15 protein-coding genes are annotated in these 14,165 nt (G+C 44.6%); 14 read left to right on the top strand and 1 reads right to left on the bottom strand.

Translation table 11 applies throughout. The features are described 5' to 3' along the window. Positions 1 to 27: 27 nt before the first annotated feature. From atpF to D7Y06_RS06120, 10 genes are all read left to right on the top strand, one after another. Complete coding sequence (gene atpF / locus D7Y06_RS06165; protein WP_120406949.1) at positions 28 to 543, top strand: F0F1 ATP synthase subunit B; 516 nt, start codon at positions 28 to 30, stop codon at positions 541 to 543. Further along, the gene (atpH, locus tag D7Y06_RS06160; RefSeq protein ID WP_120406948.1) at positions 531 to 1,097 is read left to right on the top strand and encodes an ATP synthase F1 subunit delta; all 567 of its coding nucleotides are present in this window, start codon (positions 531 to 533) and stop codon (positions 1,095 to 1,097) included. Before atpF ends, atpH begins: the two co-directional genes overlap by 13 nt. Then, positions 1,094 to 2,599 carry a F0F1 ATP synthase subunit alpha gene (atpA, locus tag D7Y06_RS06155; protein ID WP_120406947.1) on the top strand — a complete coding sequence of 502 codons (1,506 nt, stop codon included), beginning with the start codon at positions 1,094 to 1,096 and terminating at the stop codon, positions 2,597 to 2,599. The genes atpH and atpA overlap by 4 nt, the downstream gene beginning before the upstream one ends. 30 nt (positions 2,600 to 2,629) lie before the next feature. Then, positions 2,630 to 3,487: an ATP synthase F1 subunit gamma gene (gene atpG, locus D7Y06_RS06150; protein WP_120406946.1), complete on the top strand. Its 858-nt coding sequence runs from the start codon at positions 2,630 to 2,632 to the stop codon at positions 3,485 to 3,487. 24 nt (positions 3,488 to 3,511) lie between these two features. Next, positions 3,512 to 4,903 (top strand): F0F1 ATP synthase subunit beta, encoded by a 1,392-nt coding sequence (gene atpD / locus D7Y06_RS06145; protein WP_120406945.1) that lies wholly within the window; start codon positions 3,512 to 3,514, stop codon positions 4,901 to 4,903. Positions 4,904 to 4,914: 11 nt separating this feature from the next. Then, a complete protein-coding gene (atpC, locus tag D7Y06_RS06140; RefSeq protein ID WP_120406944.1) occupies positions 4,915 to 5,325 on the top strand; it encodes an ATP synthase F1 subunit epsilon in 411 nt (136 codons plus the stop codon). Positions 5,326 to 5,496: 171 nt separating this feature from the next. Beyond that, positions 5,497 to 6,408, top strand: a complete 912-nt coding sequence (gene nadA, locus D7Y06_RS06135) for a quinolinate synthase NadA (RefSeq protein ID WP_120406977.1) — start codon at positions 5,497 to 5,499, stop codon at positions 6,406 to 6,408. A gap of 18 nt (positions 6,409 to 6,426) precedes the next feature. Then, complete coding sequence (locus tag D7Y06_RS06130; protein ID WP_120406943.1) at positions 6,427 to 7,719, top strand: L-aspartate oxidase; 1,293 nt, start codon at positions 6,427 to 6,429, stop codon at positions 7,717 to 7,719. Next, the gene (gene nadC / locus D7Y06_RS06125; protein ID WP_120406976.1) at positions 7,712 to 8,566 is read left to right on the top strand and encodes a carboxylating nicotinate-nucleotide diphosphorylase; all 855 of its coding nucleotides are present in this window, start codon (positions 7,712 to 7,714) and stop codon (positions 8,564 to 8,566) included. Before D7Y06_RS06130 ends, nadC begins: the two co-directional genes overlap by 8 nt. Positions 8,567 to 8,582: 16 nt before the next feature. After that, positions 8,583 to 9,122, top strand: a complete 540-nt coding sequence (locus D7Y06_RS06120) for a transcription repressor NadR (protein ID WP_120406942.1) — start codon at positions 8,583 to 8,585, stop codon at positions 9,120 to 9,122. Positions 9,123 to 9,187: 65 nt separating this feature from the next. On the opposite strand, the gene D7Y06_RS06115 is transcribed toward D7Y06_RS06120, so the two are convergent. Next, entirely contained in the window at positions 9,188 to 10,480 is a 1,293-nt protein-coding gene (locus D7Y06_RS06115) for a DUF3298 and DUF4163 domain-containing protein (protein ID WP_120406941.1), read from the bottom strand. A gap of 226 nt (positions 10,481 to 10,706) precedes the next feature. On the opposite strand from D7Y06_RS06115, the gene D7Y06_RS06110 reads away from it, so the two are divergent. From D7Y06_RS06110 to hydG, 4 genes are all read left to right on the top strand, one after another. Continuing rightward, entirely contained in the window at positions 10,707 to 11,093 is a 387-nt protein-coding gene (locus D7Y06_RS06110) for a hypothetical protein (RefSeq protein WP_120406940.1), read from the top strand. 262 nt (positions 11,094 to 11,355) lie between these two features. After that, on the top strand, positions 11,356 to 11,628 hold the full coding sequence (locus D7Y06_RS06105) for a TM1266 family iron-only hydrogenase system putative regulator (protein WP_120406975.1): 273 nt from the start codon (positions 11,356 to 11,358) through the stop codon (positions 11,626 to 11,628). Beyond that, positions 11,588 to 12,676, top strand: coding sequence for a [FeFe] hydrogenase H-cluster radical SAM maturase HydE (gene hydE / locus D7Y06_RS06100; protein ID WP_120406939.1), 1,089 nt, complete (start codon positions 11,588 to 11,590; stop codon positions 12,674 to 12,676). The genes D7Y06_RS06105 and hydE overlap by 41 nt, the downstream gene beginning before the upstream one ends. A 68-nt stretch (positions 12,677 to 12,744) precedes the next feature. After that, entirely contained in the window at positions 12,745 to 14,163 is a 1,419-nt protein-coding gene (gene hydG, locus D7Y06_RS06095) for a [FeFe] hydrogenase H-cluster radical SAM maturase HydG (protein WP_120406938.1), read from the top strand. The last annotated feature ends 2 nt before the right edge of the window (positions 14,164 to 14,165 follow it).

The following is a 14,165-nucleotide window of genomic DNA, read 5'->3' as shown; positions in this document are numbered from 1 at the left end:
ACGGAAAGGAGGGGGAACTTCTAAGCTATGACAAGACTGTTTGATCTTGATATGCAGTTGCTTATGGATGTGCTGCAGGCAGCTATTTCTGTATTTGTGCTGTTTTTGCTGTTATCTTATCTGCTGTTTAACCCTGTGCGTAAGATGCTTAAGGACAGGCAGGCAACGATTAAGAGCAATATTGACATTGCTATTGCCGATAAGGCAAGTGCGGCAGAACTGAAGGAACTGTATGAAGGAAAACTGAAAGAAGTAGATAAAGAAGCAGAGCAGATCTTAAGCGAAGCGCGCCAGAAGGCAATGAAAAATGAGGCGAAAATGATTGACGAGGCCAAGGAAGAGGCGGCCCGGATTATCAAGAGAGCCAAGGAAGAAGCTGAGCTTGAGAAGAAACGTGCAATGGATGAGGTGAAACAGGAGATGATTACTGTTGCATCCATGATGGCAGCCAAAGTGGTTGCGGCTTCTATTGATACAACAATTCAGGATACGCTGGTAGAAGAAACATTAAAAGAAATGGGTGATTCGACATGGCAAAGTTAGTATCAAAAACATATGGTGATGCATTGTTTGAGATTGCAGAGGAAAGCGGAAGGATGGATACCTTTTTTGAGGAAGTAAAAGATGTCCTTGACGTTCTTTCTAAAAATGCAGATTTGGCCAAACTGATGAATCATCCAAAGGTAGTAAAAGAAGAGAAAATTCAGGTTATAGAAAACATTTTCAAAGGACGTATATCAGACGAAATCGTAGGCTTAATGCGTATGATTGTGGATAAGGGACATTTTGGTGAAATAGAGAATGTGCTGAATTATTTTATCGGGGAAGTGAAAGAGTCCAAAAATATTGGAACTGCCTATGTGACTACGGCGTCGGAGTTATCCGAGGCACAGCGGCAGCAGGTAGAAAAGAGATTGATTCAGACCACCAAGTATGTGGAATTTGAGATGCACTATGATGTGGATACCGCTTTAATCGGCGGAATGGTAATTCGGATTAAAGACAGAGTCGTTGACAGCAGCATAAAGACGAAGCTTTATGACCTGTCCAGAGAATTATCCAAAATACAGTTGAAAGTAGGTGAATGCGCTCCATGAATTTAAGACCAGAAGAAATCAGTTCTGTTATTAAAGAGCAGATTAAAAGATATGCGGCGCAGCTTGAGGTGGCAGATGTGGGAACCGTTATCCAGGTGGCAGACGGTATTGCCCGTATCCACGGCCTTGAGAATGCAATGCAGGGAGAGCTTCTTGAATTCCCTGGTGAAGTATACGGAATGGTGTTGAACTTAGAGGAAGATAATGTGGGTGCTGTTTTGTTAGGTGACAGCAGAAACATCAATGAGGGAGATACTGTAAAAACCACCGGGCGAGTTGTGGAAGTTCCAGTGGGCGATGCAATGTTAGGACGTGTAGTCAATGCATTGGGTCAGCCTATTGACGGAAAAGGACCGATTGAAACCAGTAAATTCCGTCAGATTGAGAGAGTAGCAAGCGGCGTTATCTCCAGAAAATCTGTAGATACACCCTTACAGACCGGTATTAAGGCTATCGACGCCATGATTCCTATCGGAAGAGGCCAGCGTGAGCTGATTATCGGTGACAAGCAGACAGGTAAGACAGCCATTGCCATTGACACTATCATTAACCAGAAGGGTAAAGGTGTGAAGTGTATTTATGTGGCAATCGGCCAGAAAGCTTCTACCGTTGCTTCCATTGTAAAAACTTTGGAAGAGTTCGGGGCAATGGCTTATACTACAGTAGTAGCTTCTACTGCCAGTGAGCTGGCTCCTTTGCAGTATATCGCTCCTTATTCCGGATGTGCCATCGGGGAAGAGTGGATGGAAAATGGGCAGGACGTTCTTGTTGTGTATGACGATTTGAGTAAACACGCAACGGCTTACCGTACACTTTCCCTGCTTCTTAAGAGGCCCCCAGGACGTGAGGCATATCCAGGTGATGTATTCTATCTGCACTCAAGGCTTTTAGAGCGTGCAGCCAGATTATCAGATAAATTGGGCGGAGGTTCTCTAACGGCTCTTCCAATCATCGAAACCCAGGCCGGAGATGTTTCCGCATATATTCCTACCAACGTAATTTCTATTACGGACGGTCAGATTTATCTGGAGACAGATATGTTTAACGCAGGTTTCCGCCCCGCGATCAATGCAGGTCTTTCCGTATCCCGTGTAGGTGGTGCGGCACAGATTAAGGCAATCAAAAAGATTGCGGCTCCCATCCGTGTGGAACTGGCACAGTACCGTGAGCTTGCAGCGTTCTCTCAGTTTGGATCCGAATTGGATGCAGACACAAAAGAGAAGCTGGCACAGGGTGAGAGAATCCGTGAGATTTTGAAACAGCCTCAGTATCAGCCTATGGCTGTGGAAAAACAGGTTTTGATTATTTATGCAGCGATTAAGAAATATCTCCTTGACATTCCGGTAGATGCGATTCTCCGTTTTGAGAAAGATCTCTTTGACTATGTGGAGACAAAGTATCCGGAAATTTTAAATTCTATCCGTGAGACGAAAGAGCTTAAGGAAGATATGGAGCAGAAACTGGTAAAAGCCATTGAAGAATGTAAGGCATCCTTTAAGTAGAAATTATTTTTGTGAAGGCGGTGAGAAGATATGGCCTCAATGAGGGACATAAAGCGAAGAAAAGGCAGCATACAGAGTACGCAGCAAATCACAAAAGCCATGAAACTGGTTTCTACTGTTAAACTGCAGAAAGCAAAAAACCGTGCAGAGGAAACAAATCCATATTTTAATTATATGTATCAGACGGTGTCTTCTATGTTAAGGCGTTCCGGAACCATACTGCATCCATATCTGAAGGCAAATGATTCTCAGAAAAAAGCAGTGGTCGTCATCACCTCCAATCGTGGTTTGGCGGGAGGCTATAACTCAAATGTTGTAAAATTGGTGACTGGAAGCGGATTCTCCAAAGAAGATGTGCAGGTTTATGCCATTGGACATAAAGGAAGAGAGGCATTGGAGCGCTACGGATACGAGATTAAATCGGATGATTCTGAGGTGGTTGAGGCGCCTACCTATGCAGATGCGGCTGAAATTTGCAGCCGTGTGTTAAAGGCTTATCAGAATGGAGAAATCGGCGAAATTTATCTGGCCTACACCCATTTTAAAAATACGGTGAGCCATGAGCCGAAGATGATGAAGCTCCTTCCTGTGGAGTTTGCAGAAGGGGAAGGCGAGGCAGAGGATACCAATGTTCTGATGAACTATGAGCCGGATGAGGAAGAGGCTTTGGATATGATTATTCCTAAATACATTACCAGCCTTTTCTACGGCGCACTGGTGGAGGCAGTTGCCAGTGAGAACGGAGCCAGAATGCAGGCAATGGATTCTGCAACCAGCAATGCAGAAGAGATGATTAGTGATTTGTCACTGAAGTATAATAGGGCACGTCAGAGTTCTATTACACAGGAATTAACAGAAATTATCGCAGGCGCTTCTGCGATATCATAAAAAAATAAGGAGTGATAGAGAAAGATGGCAGATAAGAATATTGGTAAAATCACTCAGATTATCGGTGCCGTCCTGGATATTAAGTTTTCCGAGGGACGTCTGCCGGAGATAAATGACGCTATTAATATTACTATGAATGATGGTAAGAAATTGGTAGTGGAAGTTTCTCAGCATCTGGGGGATGATACGGTGAGATGTATCGCCATGGGTCCCACTGACGGATTGGTTCGGGGAATGGATGCAGAAGCAACCGGAACATCCATTTCCGTTCCTGTTGGTGAGAATACCCTGGGACGTATCTTTAACGTATTAGGTGAGCCAATCGATGAGGTGGAAGCCCCGTCAAATGTAGAATACTGGCCAATCCACAGAAAAGCGCCTACTTTTGAGGAGCAGGCAACTTCCCAGGAGATGTTGGAGACAGGTATCAAAGTCGTTGACCTGCTCTGTCCATATCAGAAGGGCGGTAAAATCGGTCTGTTCGGCGGTGCCGGTGTAGGTAAAACCGTATTAATTCAGGAATTGATTCACAATATTGCAACAGAACACGGCGGATATTCCGTGTTTACCGGTGTAGGGGAGCGTACCCGTGAGGGTAACGACCTTTACTATGAAATGAAAGAGTCCGGGGTTATCGACAAGACCACCATGGTGTTCGGCCAGATGAATGAGCCCCCCGGAGCAAGAATGAGGGTAGGTCTTACAGGACTTACTATGGCAGAGTACTTCCGTGACAGAGGCGGAAAGGATGTGTTGTTGTTCATCGATAACATCTTCCGTTTTACCCAGGCAGGATCTGAGGTTTCCGCTTTGCTTGGACGTATGCCCTCCGCAGTAGGTTACCAGCCAACCCTGCAGACAGAGATGGGTGCATTGCAGGAGCGTATCACATCCACGAAGAGCGGATCCATTACCTCCGTTCAGGCTGTGTACGTGCCGGCGGACGACTTAACTGACCCGGCTCCCGCCACAACCTTTGCCCATTTGGATGCCACAACCGTATTGGAGCGTTCCATTGCAGAGCTTGGTATCTACCCGGCAGTGGATCCCCTTGGTTCCACATCACGTATTCTTGATCCACGTATTGTGGGACAGGAGCACTTTGAAGTTGCCCGAGGTGTGCAGGAGATTTTGCAGAAATATAAAGAACTTCAGGATATTATCGCAATCCTTGGTATGGATGAGCTTTCCGAGGATGACAAGCTTACTGTAAACCGTGCCAGAAAAGTACAGAGATTCCTGTCCCAGCCATTTAACGTGGCAACACAGTTTACCGGATTGGAAGGAAAATATGTTCCCATTACCGAGACGGTACGTGGATTCCGGGAAATTCTGGAAGGCAAGTTAGATGATGTTCCGGAGAGTTATTTCTTAAATGCAGGAACAATTGACGAAGTACGCGCCCGTATGAAGTAAGGGGTGATGGTATGGCGGATAATGAAAAAATGTTTCAGGTAAAGATTATCACACCGGACCGTATTTTCTATACGGGGGAAGCCGAGATGGTGGAGTTTAACACCACAGACGGCGCCATCGGTGTGTATAAGAACCACATTCCTGTAACCACCGTATTAGCTCCCGGAGCCCTGATTATCCATGAGGCGGAAGGTGAGAAGGTGGCGGCAATCCATGCGGGATTTGCGGAGATTTTAGGCAGCCAGGTAACTTTTTTGGCGGAGATTGCCGAGTGGCCAGAGGAAATTGACGTGGCCCGGGCAGAGAAAGCCAAAGAACGGGCAGAGGGACGCCTGGCGGGAAAAGCGGCAGATGTTGACCTTGCCAGAGCGGAGTTTGCACTGCGGAAAGCCCTGACCCGTATTAATGTAAAGAGTATGTAATGTTTTATATTAGGATAAGTGAAAGCGGCATCGTTTTTCGGTGCCGCTTTTTTCTCTGTTTTACAGCTAACAAGACAATAATCTATACAACTGTCTTGTCAGTCAGACAATAGTGTGTTATAATGCCTAAGACATGAAGTTTCACAGGAAAAAATATCCATGGAGGAGAGCATGAACAAAATCGAAGAAATAAAGGCGTGGAAGAAAGAAAAAGACATCGTTATCCTGGCACACTATTATGTGGAAGGGGATGTACAGGAGATTGCGGATTTTGTGGGAGATTCCTATGCTTTAGCTAAGAAGGCCACGGAAGTGAGCCAGCAGAATATATTATTCTGCGGCGTGCGTTTTATGGGAGAGAGCGCCAAGCTGTTAAACCCAGACAAGCATGTGTATATGGCTGACTTGGAAGCGGACTGTTTTATGGCCCGCATGGTGACTGCGGAGCAGGTAAAAAAGGTAAAAGCAGAGCATCCTTTAGCGGCAGTTGTCTGTTATGTTAATTCTACAGCGGAGGTGAAGGCGCTGTCGGATGTGTGCGTAACCTCTTCCAATGCCATACGGGTGGTGAAGAAAATGAAGGAGAAAGAGATTTTCTTTATTCCCGACAATCATCTGGCCCATTTTGTGGCGGATGCAGTGCCGGAAAAGACTTTTATTTTCCACAACGGATTCTGCCCGGTGCATCAGGATATTACAGTAAATGACATAAAAAGCACAAAAGCGCAGCATATCGGTGCCCCGGTGCTGGCTCACCCGGAATGCCCGGCGGAAATTTTAAAAGAGGCGGATTTTATCGGAAGCACTTCGGAAATCATTGATTTTGCAGGAAAAAGCGGGGAAAAAGAATTTATTATAGCGACGGAGACAGGGGTCTTCCACCAGCTTTTGAAAGAAAATCCGGACAAAAAGTTTTATCCTGCCATGGAAAAGCAGGTCTGCACAAATATGAAAAAAGTTACCCTGGATAAAGTCCATGAGGTATTAAGTGATTTGGACAGCCAGGAAGAAATTATTTTAAGGGATGATATGATGGAGGCGGCAAAAGAGCCTTTGGAAAAGATGTTAGCTCTGGCAAAATAGAATTTTACGGAGAATGTGATGAAAACAGATATATTGATTATCGGAAGCGGATGCGCCGGGCTTTACTGCGCGCTGAACCTTCCAGCGGAAAAAAAGGTTAAGATTATAACCAAAGATACGGTGGAGCACAGTGATTCTTTTCTGGCCCAGGGAGGCATGTGCATGTTAAAAGACGAGTCGGATTACGACAGCTATTTTGAGGACACCATGCATGCCGGTCATTATGAAAATAACCCGGAGTCTGTGGATATTATGATACGGAATTCCCAGGATACGGTGAAAGACCTGCTGTTTTACGGAGTGGAATTTCAGCGGGAGGAGGATGGCAGCTTAAGTTTTACAAAGGAGGGAGGCCATTCGGACAAGCGGATTCTGTTCCATGCGGATATTACAGGGAAAGAAATTACCGGCAAACTTTGGAATCAGGCCAGAAAACGGGAAAATATAGAGATTGTGGAACACTGCACCATGCTGGATTTACTGTGTCTTGACAATACCTGTTACGGCACCGTTGTGCGGGATTTAGAGGGTGAGATTCAGACAATTACAGCAAGCGAGACCATACTGGCCTGCGGCGGAATCGGAGGGCTTTACAGCCATACCACTAATTTTCCCCAGCTTACCGGGGACGGTATTGCGGTGGCCCTTGCCCACGGCATTGAGCTGGAGCACATTAATTATATCCAGATACATCCCACCACCTTGTATTCTAAGGCGAAAGAAGAGCGGAGATTTCTCATTTCGGAGTCTGTCCGGGGGGAGGGGGCCGTGCTTTACAACGCAAAAAAGGAGCGGTTTGTGGATGAACTTTTGCCCAGGGATGTTTTGACGGCGAAAATCAGGGAGCAGATGAAAAAGGATGATATGCCCTATGTGTGGCTTTCTATGGAGCATATTCCCAGGGAGGAGATTGAGAGCCATTTCCCCAATATTGTGGAGCACTGCCGTAAAATGGGCTATGACGTGTTCCATGAGTGTATTCCCGTGGTTCCCGCCCAGCATTATTTTATGGGAGGGATAAAAGTGGACATGAACAGCCATACTTCCATGCACCGTCTTTACGCCATCGGTGAGACAGCATGCAACGGGGTACACGGCAAGAACCGCCTGGCAAGCAACTCCCTTCTGGAAAGCCTGGTGTTCGCTAAGAGGGCGGCAAAGAGGATATGCCGGTCTTATGAAGAAATGAAAGCTCCGGAAGAACTATTAAATATAGACGTAAATAAGTACAAAGACGGGGAAGCCCTGGCAAAATGTTACAAAGACAATGTATTAAATGAGATAGAAAGGTTGAATGAAGCGTATGTATGATCCCATTACCATGAAGTTAAATGTAGATAAATTTATTTTAAGCGCCTTAGAAGAGGATATCAGCAGTGAGGACGTAACCACCAATGCGGTAATGCCAGATTCTGTGCCGGGAGAGGTGGATTTGGTGTGCAAGGAGGAGGGCATTATCTGCGGCCTGCAGGTTTTTGCCAGGGTGTTTGAGCTTTTGGATGAAAAGACGGAGACGGTTTTCTTTGTAAAGGACGGCGACAAGGTAAAAGCGGGTGATTTGATGGGGAAAGTCCGGGGAGATATCCGGGTTCTTCTCTCCGGGGAGCGCACTGCACTAAATTACCTTCAGCGCATGAGCGGAATTGCCACCTACACCAATTCCATAGCAAAACTTCTGAAAGGGACGGGCATCAAACTTTTGGACACCAGAAAAACAAGCCCCAACAACCGTATTTTTGAAAAATATGCCGTGCGGGCAGGGGGAGGCAATAACCACCGCTACAATTTGTCTGACGGGGTTTTGCTGAAAGATAACCATATCGGGGCGGCAGGAGGGGTAAAAGAAGCCATTGCCATGGCAAAAGCCTATGCGCCCTTTGTGCGGAAAATTGAAATTGAAGTGGAAAATTTGGATATGGTAAGGGAAGCTGTGGAAGCCGGGGCAGATATTATTATGCTTGATAATATGCAGCCGGAGGAAATGAAGGAAGCCATTCAGATCATAGATAAGAAAGCGGAGATTGAAATATCCGGAAATGTGACAAGAGAGAGCATTCAAAGATTGACAGGGCTTGGGGTAGATTATATTTCAAGCGGCGCATTAACCCACTCTGCACCCATTATGGATATTTCCATGAAAAATCTCCATCAGATTTAAAGGAAAGAGGCGAGATATGAGCGGAGAAAAGCGGCGGGAGGAGATGCTTACTGTGTTAAGGCAGTCGGCGAAACCGGTGTCGGGCGCTGCCCTTGCCAGAAATTTTGCCGTGAGCCGGCAGGTGGTTGTTCAGGATATTGCCCTTTTGCGGGCCCAGAAACAGGAGATTATATCTACGAACAAAGGCTATCTGTTAAAGGAGTCTTCACCCAATCATAGAATATTTAAAGTCCATCACACAGATGAGGAAATGGAGGAAGAATTAAACCTCATTGTGGATTACGGCGGAAAAATAGAGGACGAGTTTGTCTATCATAAAGTGTACAATGTTATCCGGGTAGAGATGGGGTTAAAATCAAGGCGGGAGATAAAGGAATATATGGAAAAACTGAAAAGCGGGAAGTCAAAATCTTTAAAAGATGTGACTTCTGATTACCATTACCATACCGTTACCGCCGAGTCAGAGGAAGTTTTAGACCAAATTCAGGAAGAGCTGCAAAAGCGAGGGTTTTTGGCAGAGTTAAGGGACTATGAACCTATTGATTTTTGGAAATAAATGCTCTTTCTAAAGAATAACAGCGGAAAACCATAACATTTCATATGGTTTTCCGCTGTTCTATATTATTCCACAGGGGAACCGTCACTGTTTAATAAAACCAGGTTTCCGTTGGAATTGTAGCAGATGATTTCCCCTTCATGGTAAATCTTGGGAATATTTCCAAGGTAGCTGATTTCTTTGTCTTTGGTATACCGGAAGAAATGAGTAAATTCTTTGTTTCCGTCGTAATTATCGTCGGTAATAGCAATTTCCACATATTCGTCTTCCGGGTCAATGTCCACAAGATAGTAAGCCCCGGTAAAGGGGTAGGCAATATGGAGTTTTTTCAACTCATCCGAAAAATCTTCACTATTAGCGGTTAAAGATAAAGTGTAATCATTTTCTTCGTTTTTTATGATAGAGTAACAGATTTCTTCCTCAATTCCGTCAGCGTTGATGTCAAAAGATGCAGAAATTCCGGGAAATAATTTGCGGATGTAATTTCCACTATAATTGTACTTTTCTTTTAGCCCTTTTAATTCACTGTAAGGAATGTTAAACTCAAAAGTGCCGGCGGCGTAGGAACCCAGCACATAGGGATTGCTGATAAATGTAATACCGCTGCTGTCTAAGTACCAGGCGGCAGAATCTTTTAAAAGGGCAGTTTCCACATCAGCGGCAAAATCGGAAAAAATATAATCCTGGTATGCCGGCAGCATTGCCTGATGGTTCAAATTTGTTAAAAGCAGATTATAAAAATCCGTATAATCGCTGCTTAAGGCTTCTAACTGGAGTCTGTCTCCTGTGGAGGCATCAAAGTTTACCCCGTATTTCCAGGGATTGCCATGGGCGCCTCCCGTGTAGTCATATTGGGAAAAAACGATGGATATTATTTGTTTGTCGCACCGTTTGACGGTATAAGAAAAAGAACCTGTATATGGTTCAAAGGTGTAATTTGTATCATCTGCCGCCATTTCGTAATCTTCCCTGGCGTAGGAAGCATTTTGCTTCTCAAAATTCCAGAAGGTATCCACTTCCGATTTAATCGCGGCATTAATTTTTTCCGACACTTCTGTCCGGTCGGGGATGGAAATGGTTGGATAAGATATGTCTACTTCAAGAACCGGAGTTTTGCCATCCTTTGCATAATAGGTGCCGTTGGAAGATATGTCTGTCACGGAAATATTATGCTGGTTTGTAATGGTACGGGGCTCTTCCTTTGTCTCAAAGTCCGCTGTGGTTTCTGCCGCTTCCGTATCTTCCGGGGAAATTTTTTCCGCAGCATTGGCGTTGATGGATGCGTTATTCTTAGGGCTGCACCCAGATAAGGCGAGCGTTATGATCGAAATCGGTATTAGCCAGTATGGTTTTCTCATATGAAACCTCCTAACAAGGGCCAGCGCAAGATAGCACTGTACTAGTTTTGACTGATTATACAGCAGGGATGGATAAAATACAATTAAGATATTCTTAAACTTTTGTGATTTTTATAAAAAGATATAGGACACATATGTCTAATCCCAGAAAATTAAGGAATTCCCGCAGGGTGTCCTGTTTTGGGGAAACAAAATAATCTATGATTGGTATCAAGGAGGTACACAGATGGAGCAAAAAAAAGCAGGTCTGTTTTTAAAGGAACTAAGAGATGTAGATATCAGGGAAATCATTGATGGCGAAAGGAAAAACGAGATGAACAAAGAAACCAAGGAAACATTAAACAAAGTAGCAGAATACGCAGAGCAGAAAAAAGAGCAGTTAAAGAAGAAAATGGCGGGAAATTGTGCCGCAGCGCTGATCTTACTTATATTTTGTACAGTGCTGGATGTAACGGAAGGGTTTGGCGGTTTTATTGCACAAAGGCCCTATAGCAGCATTATGGACTTTACAATGGGATTGACCATGGCAATTTTGTTTCTAAACATACTGTTTTTAACAGGAAGAATGGAAGGCATCCAAGAATGGAAAAAACGGGTATTCCATAAAAACTAAGGAAACCCCAAAAAAGGAATTGACATCTTTCTATCGGGAGATTATACTATTTTTAACTTAAAAAACAAATAAAATACTTACACCTAACCCCAAAGACTGCATCAGGCTTTTAAGCGGATTCATTGGCCTAAAGCCCAGCAGTCTAAGGGCGCAGGGGATAATTTTTTACAGGAAATTTTCATTCTTATGCGAGGAACAAGAATCCTTACTCCAAGCAGGTCTGGAAATGGCCTTATTTTGTTACCCAAAAAGAGGAGAAAACATGGATACCAGAGTGGCAATGATTTCCATAGTAGTGGAAAACCAGGGAGATATAGAAAAATTAAATCAAATTTTACATGAATACGGCAGTTATATTATCGGGCGGATGGGACTTCCCTATCCTAAGCGGAACATTTCACTAATCAGCGTGACGGTGGACGCTCCGGCAGATAAAATCAGTGCAATGACAGGGAAAATCGGCATGTTAAAGGGGATTACTTCAAAGGCCCTTTATGCAAAACTACAGGAGGGATGCAGTGAGGAAACTGATTGACAAACTTTCAGAAAAGCACAGGCTTTCCAGGGAAGAATGGTCGCTTCTCATAGAAAGCCAGGGGGAGAGGGAATATCTCTTTCGGCGGGCAAGGGAATTGAGCAGACAATATTATGGGAACAAGGTTTTTACTAGAGGGCTGATAGAATTTACAAATTACTGTAAAAACAACTGCTATTACTGCGGAATCCGCCGGGATAATAAAGAGGCGGTGCGTTACCGCCTCACTTTAGAAGAGATTATGGACTGCTGCAGCCAGGGGTATGAATTGGGATTTCGCACCTTTGTGCTCCAGGGAGGGGAAGACGGATTTTACACCGATGATAAAATTGTGGAGATAATTCAGGAGATTAAGGATAGATATCCTGACTGTGCCCTGACACTGTCCATGGGTGAGAGGGAAAATGACAGCTATTTACGCTTCTATAAGACAGGAGCGGACAGATATCTTCTCCGCCATGAAACGGCAGACAGCCGCCATTACGCCAAGCTCCATCCCCCGGAACTTTCCTTTAAACATCGCATGGATTGTCTCTGGAACTTAAAGGAGATTGGATACCAGGTGGGATGCGGATTTATGGTGGGCTCTCCCGGACAGACAAAGGAGACATTGGCGGAGGATATGCTGTTTATCACAGAATTACAGCCGGACATGGTGGGGATTGGACCTTTTATCCCCCACCATAGCACGCCCTTTGCAGAGGAAATTCAGGGAAGTCTGGAACAAACCTTGTATTTACTGGGATTACTCCGTTTATTAAAACCAAATTTACTGCTTCCGGCAACCACTGCCCTGGGTACTATTGACCCAAAGGGAAGAGAAAAAGGGATTCTGGCCGGGGCAAATGTGGTAATGCCAAATCTCTCCCCGGTGGGGGTTCGGAAAAAATATGAACTTTACGATAACAAAATCTGTACCGGGGATGAGGCTGCGGAATGCAGGCAATGCCTGGGCCGGCGTATGGAAGCCATCGGTTATGAGCTGGCAGTTGACAGAGGAGATCCTGTGAATTGCCCGAGAGAAGCAGTAAACAGGAAAATAGAATAAAAGTTATAAGAAAATTTAATATAATAAAAATATCATAATAGAATATCAAAAAACAGGAGGTTGTAGTAATGTACAATGTTATGTCACCAAAAGCGGAAGAATTTATCAGCAATGAAGAAATCTTAGAATGTCTGGAATATGGGGAAAAGAATAAGGCGAATCGTCCCCTGATAGAGGAAATTTTAGAAAAGGCCTCTAAGATGAAGGGGATTAGCCACAGGGAAGCCATTGTGCTCCTGGATTGTGAGTTAGAGGACTTAAATCAGAAAATATATGGTCTGGCAGAAAAAATTAAATTAGAATTTTACGGAAACCGTATTGTGATGTTTGCTCCCTTATATCTTTCAAACTACTGTATTAACGGATGTTTGTACTGCCCCTATCACGCAAAGAACAAACATATCGCAAGGAAAAAACTAAGCCAGGAAGAAATCGTAAAGGAGGTCACTGCCCTGCAGGATATGGGACACAAGCGTCTGGCCTTAGAAGCGGGGGAAGACCCGGTAAACAACCCCATTGAATACATCTTGGAAAGCATCGAGACAATTTATGGGATTAAGCATAAAAATGGTGCGATTCGCCGGGTCAACGTGAATATAGCGGCAACAAAGGAAGAAGATTATGTGAAGTTAAAAAATGCGGGTATTGGCACTTATATTCTTTTTCAGGAGACGTATAATAAAAAATCCTATGAGGAGCTTCACCCAACGGGGCCAAAGAGCAACTATGCATATCACACCGAGGCTATGGACAGAGCCAGAAAAGCCGGGATTGACGATATGGGTATCGGAGTATTGTTTGGCCTTAACAATTACCGCTATGATTTTACGGGAATCCTTATGCACGCAGAGCATATGGAGGCTTACGGCGGAGTAGGCCCCCACACCATCAGCGTCCCCAGGGTAAGGCGGGCGGATGATATTGACCCGGACACATTTGATAATGGAATTTCCGATGAAATGTTTGCAAAAATTGTGGCATGCATCCGCATTGCCGTTCCCTACACTGGCATGATTGTGTCCACCAGGGAGACGAAGGAGACAAGGGAAAAAGTGTTAAAGCTTGGAATTTCCCAGATAAGCGGAGGCTCCCGCACCAGTGTGGGAGGATATGCGAAGGAGGAGGCACCGGAGGATAACTCCGCTCAGTTTGACGTCAGTGACAACCGGACTTTAGATGAAGTGCTTCACTGGCTTATGACATTGGGGTATGTGCCCAGCTTTTGCACTGCCTGCTACAGGGAAGGCCGCACAGGAGACCGTTTTATGGAATTGCTAAAGAGCAGACAGATTATAAACTGCTGCCATCCCAACGCCCTTATGACCTTAAAAGAATATCTGGAAGATTATGCTTCCCCGGAGACAAAGGCTGTAGGGGAAGAACTGATTGCCCGGGAATTAAAAACAATACCAAATGAAAAAGTCAGGATAAAAGCCCAGGAATATATAGACAATATCCATCTGGGAAAAAGAGATTTCAGATTTTAACG

The sequence above is a fragment of the Roseburia sp. 1XD42-69 genome (assembly GCF_003612565.1).
Classification (GTDB): domain Bacteria; phylum Bacillota; class Clostridia; order Lachnospirales; family Lachnospiraceae; genus Roseburia_B.
This window is presented reverse-complemented; position numbering and strand designations above follow the sequence as displayed.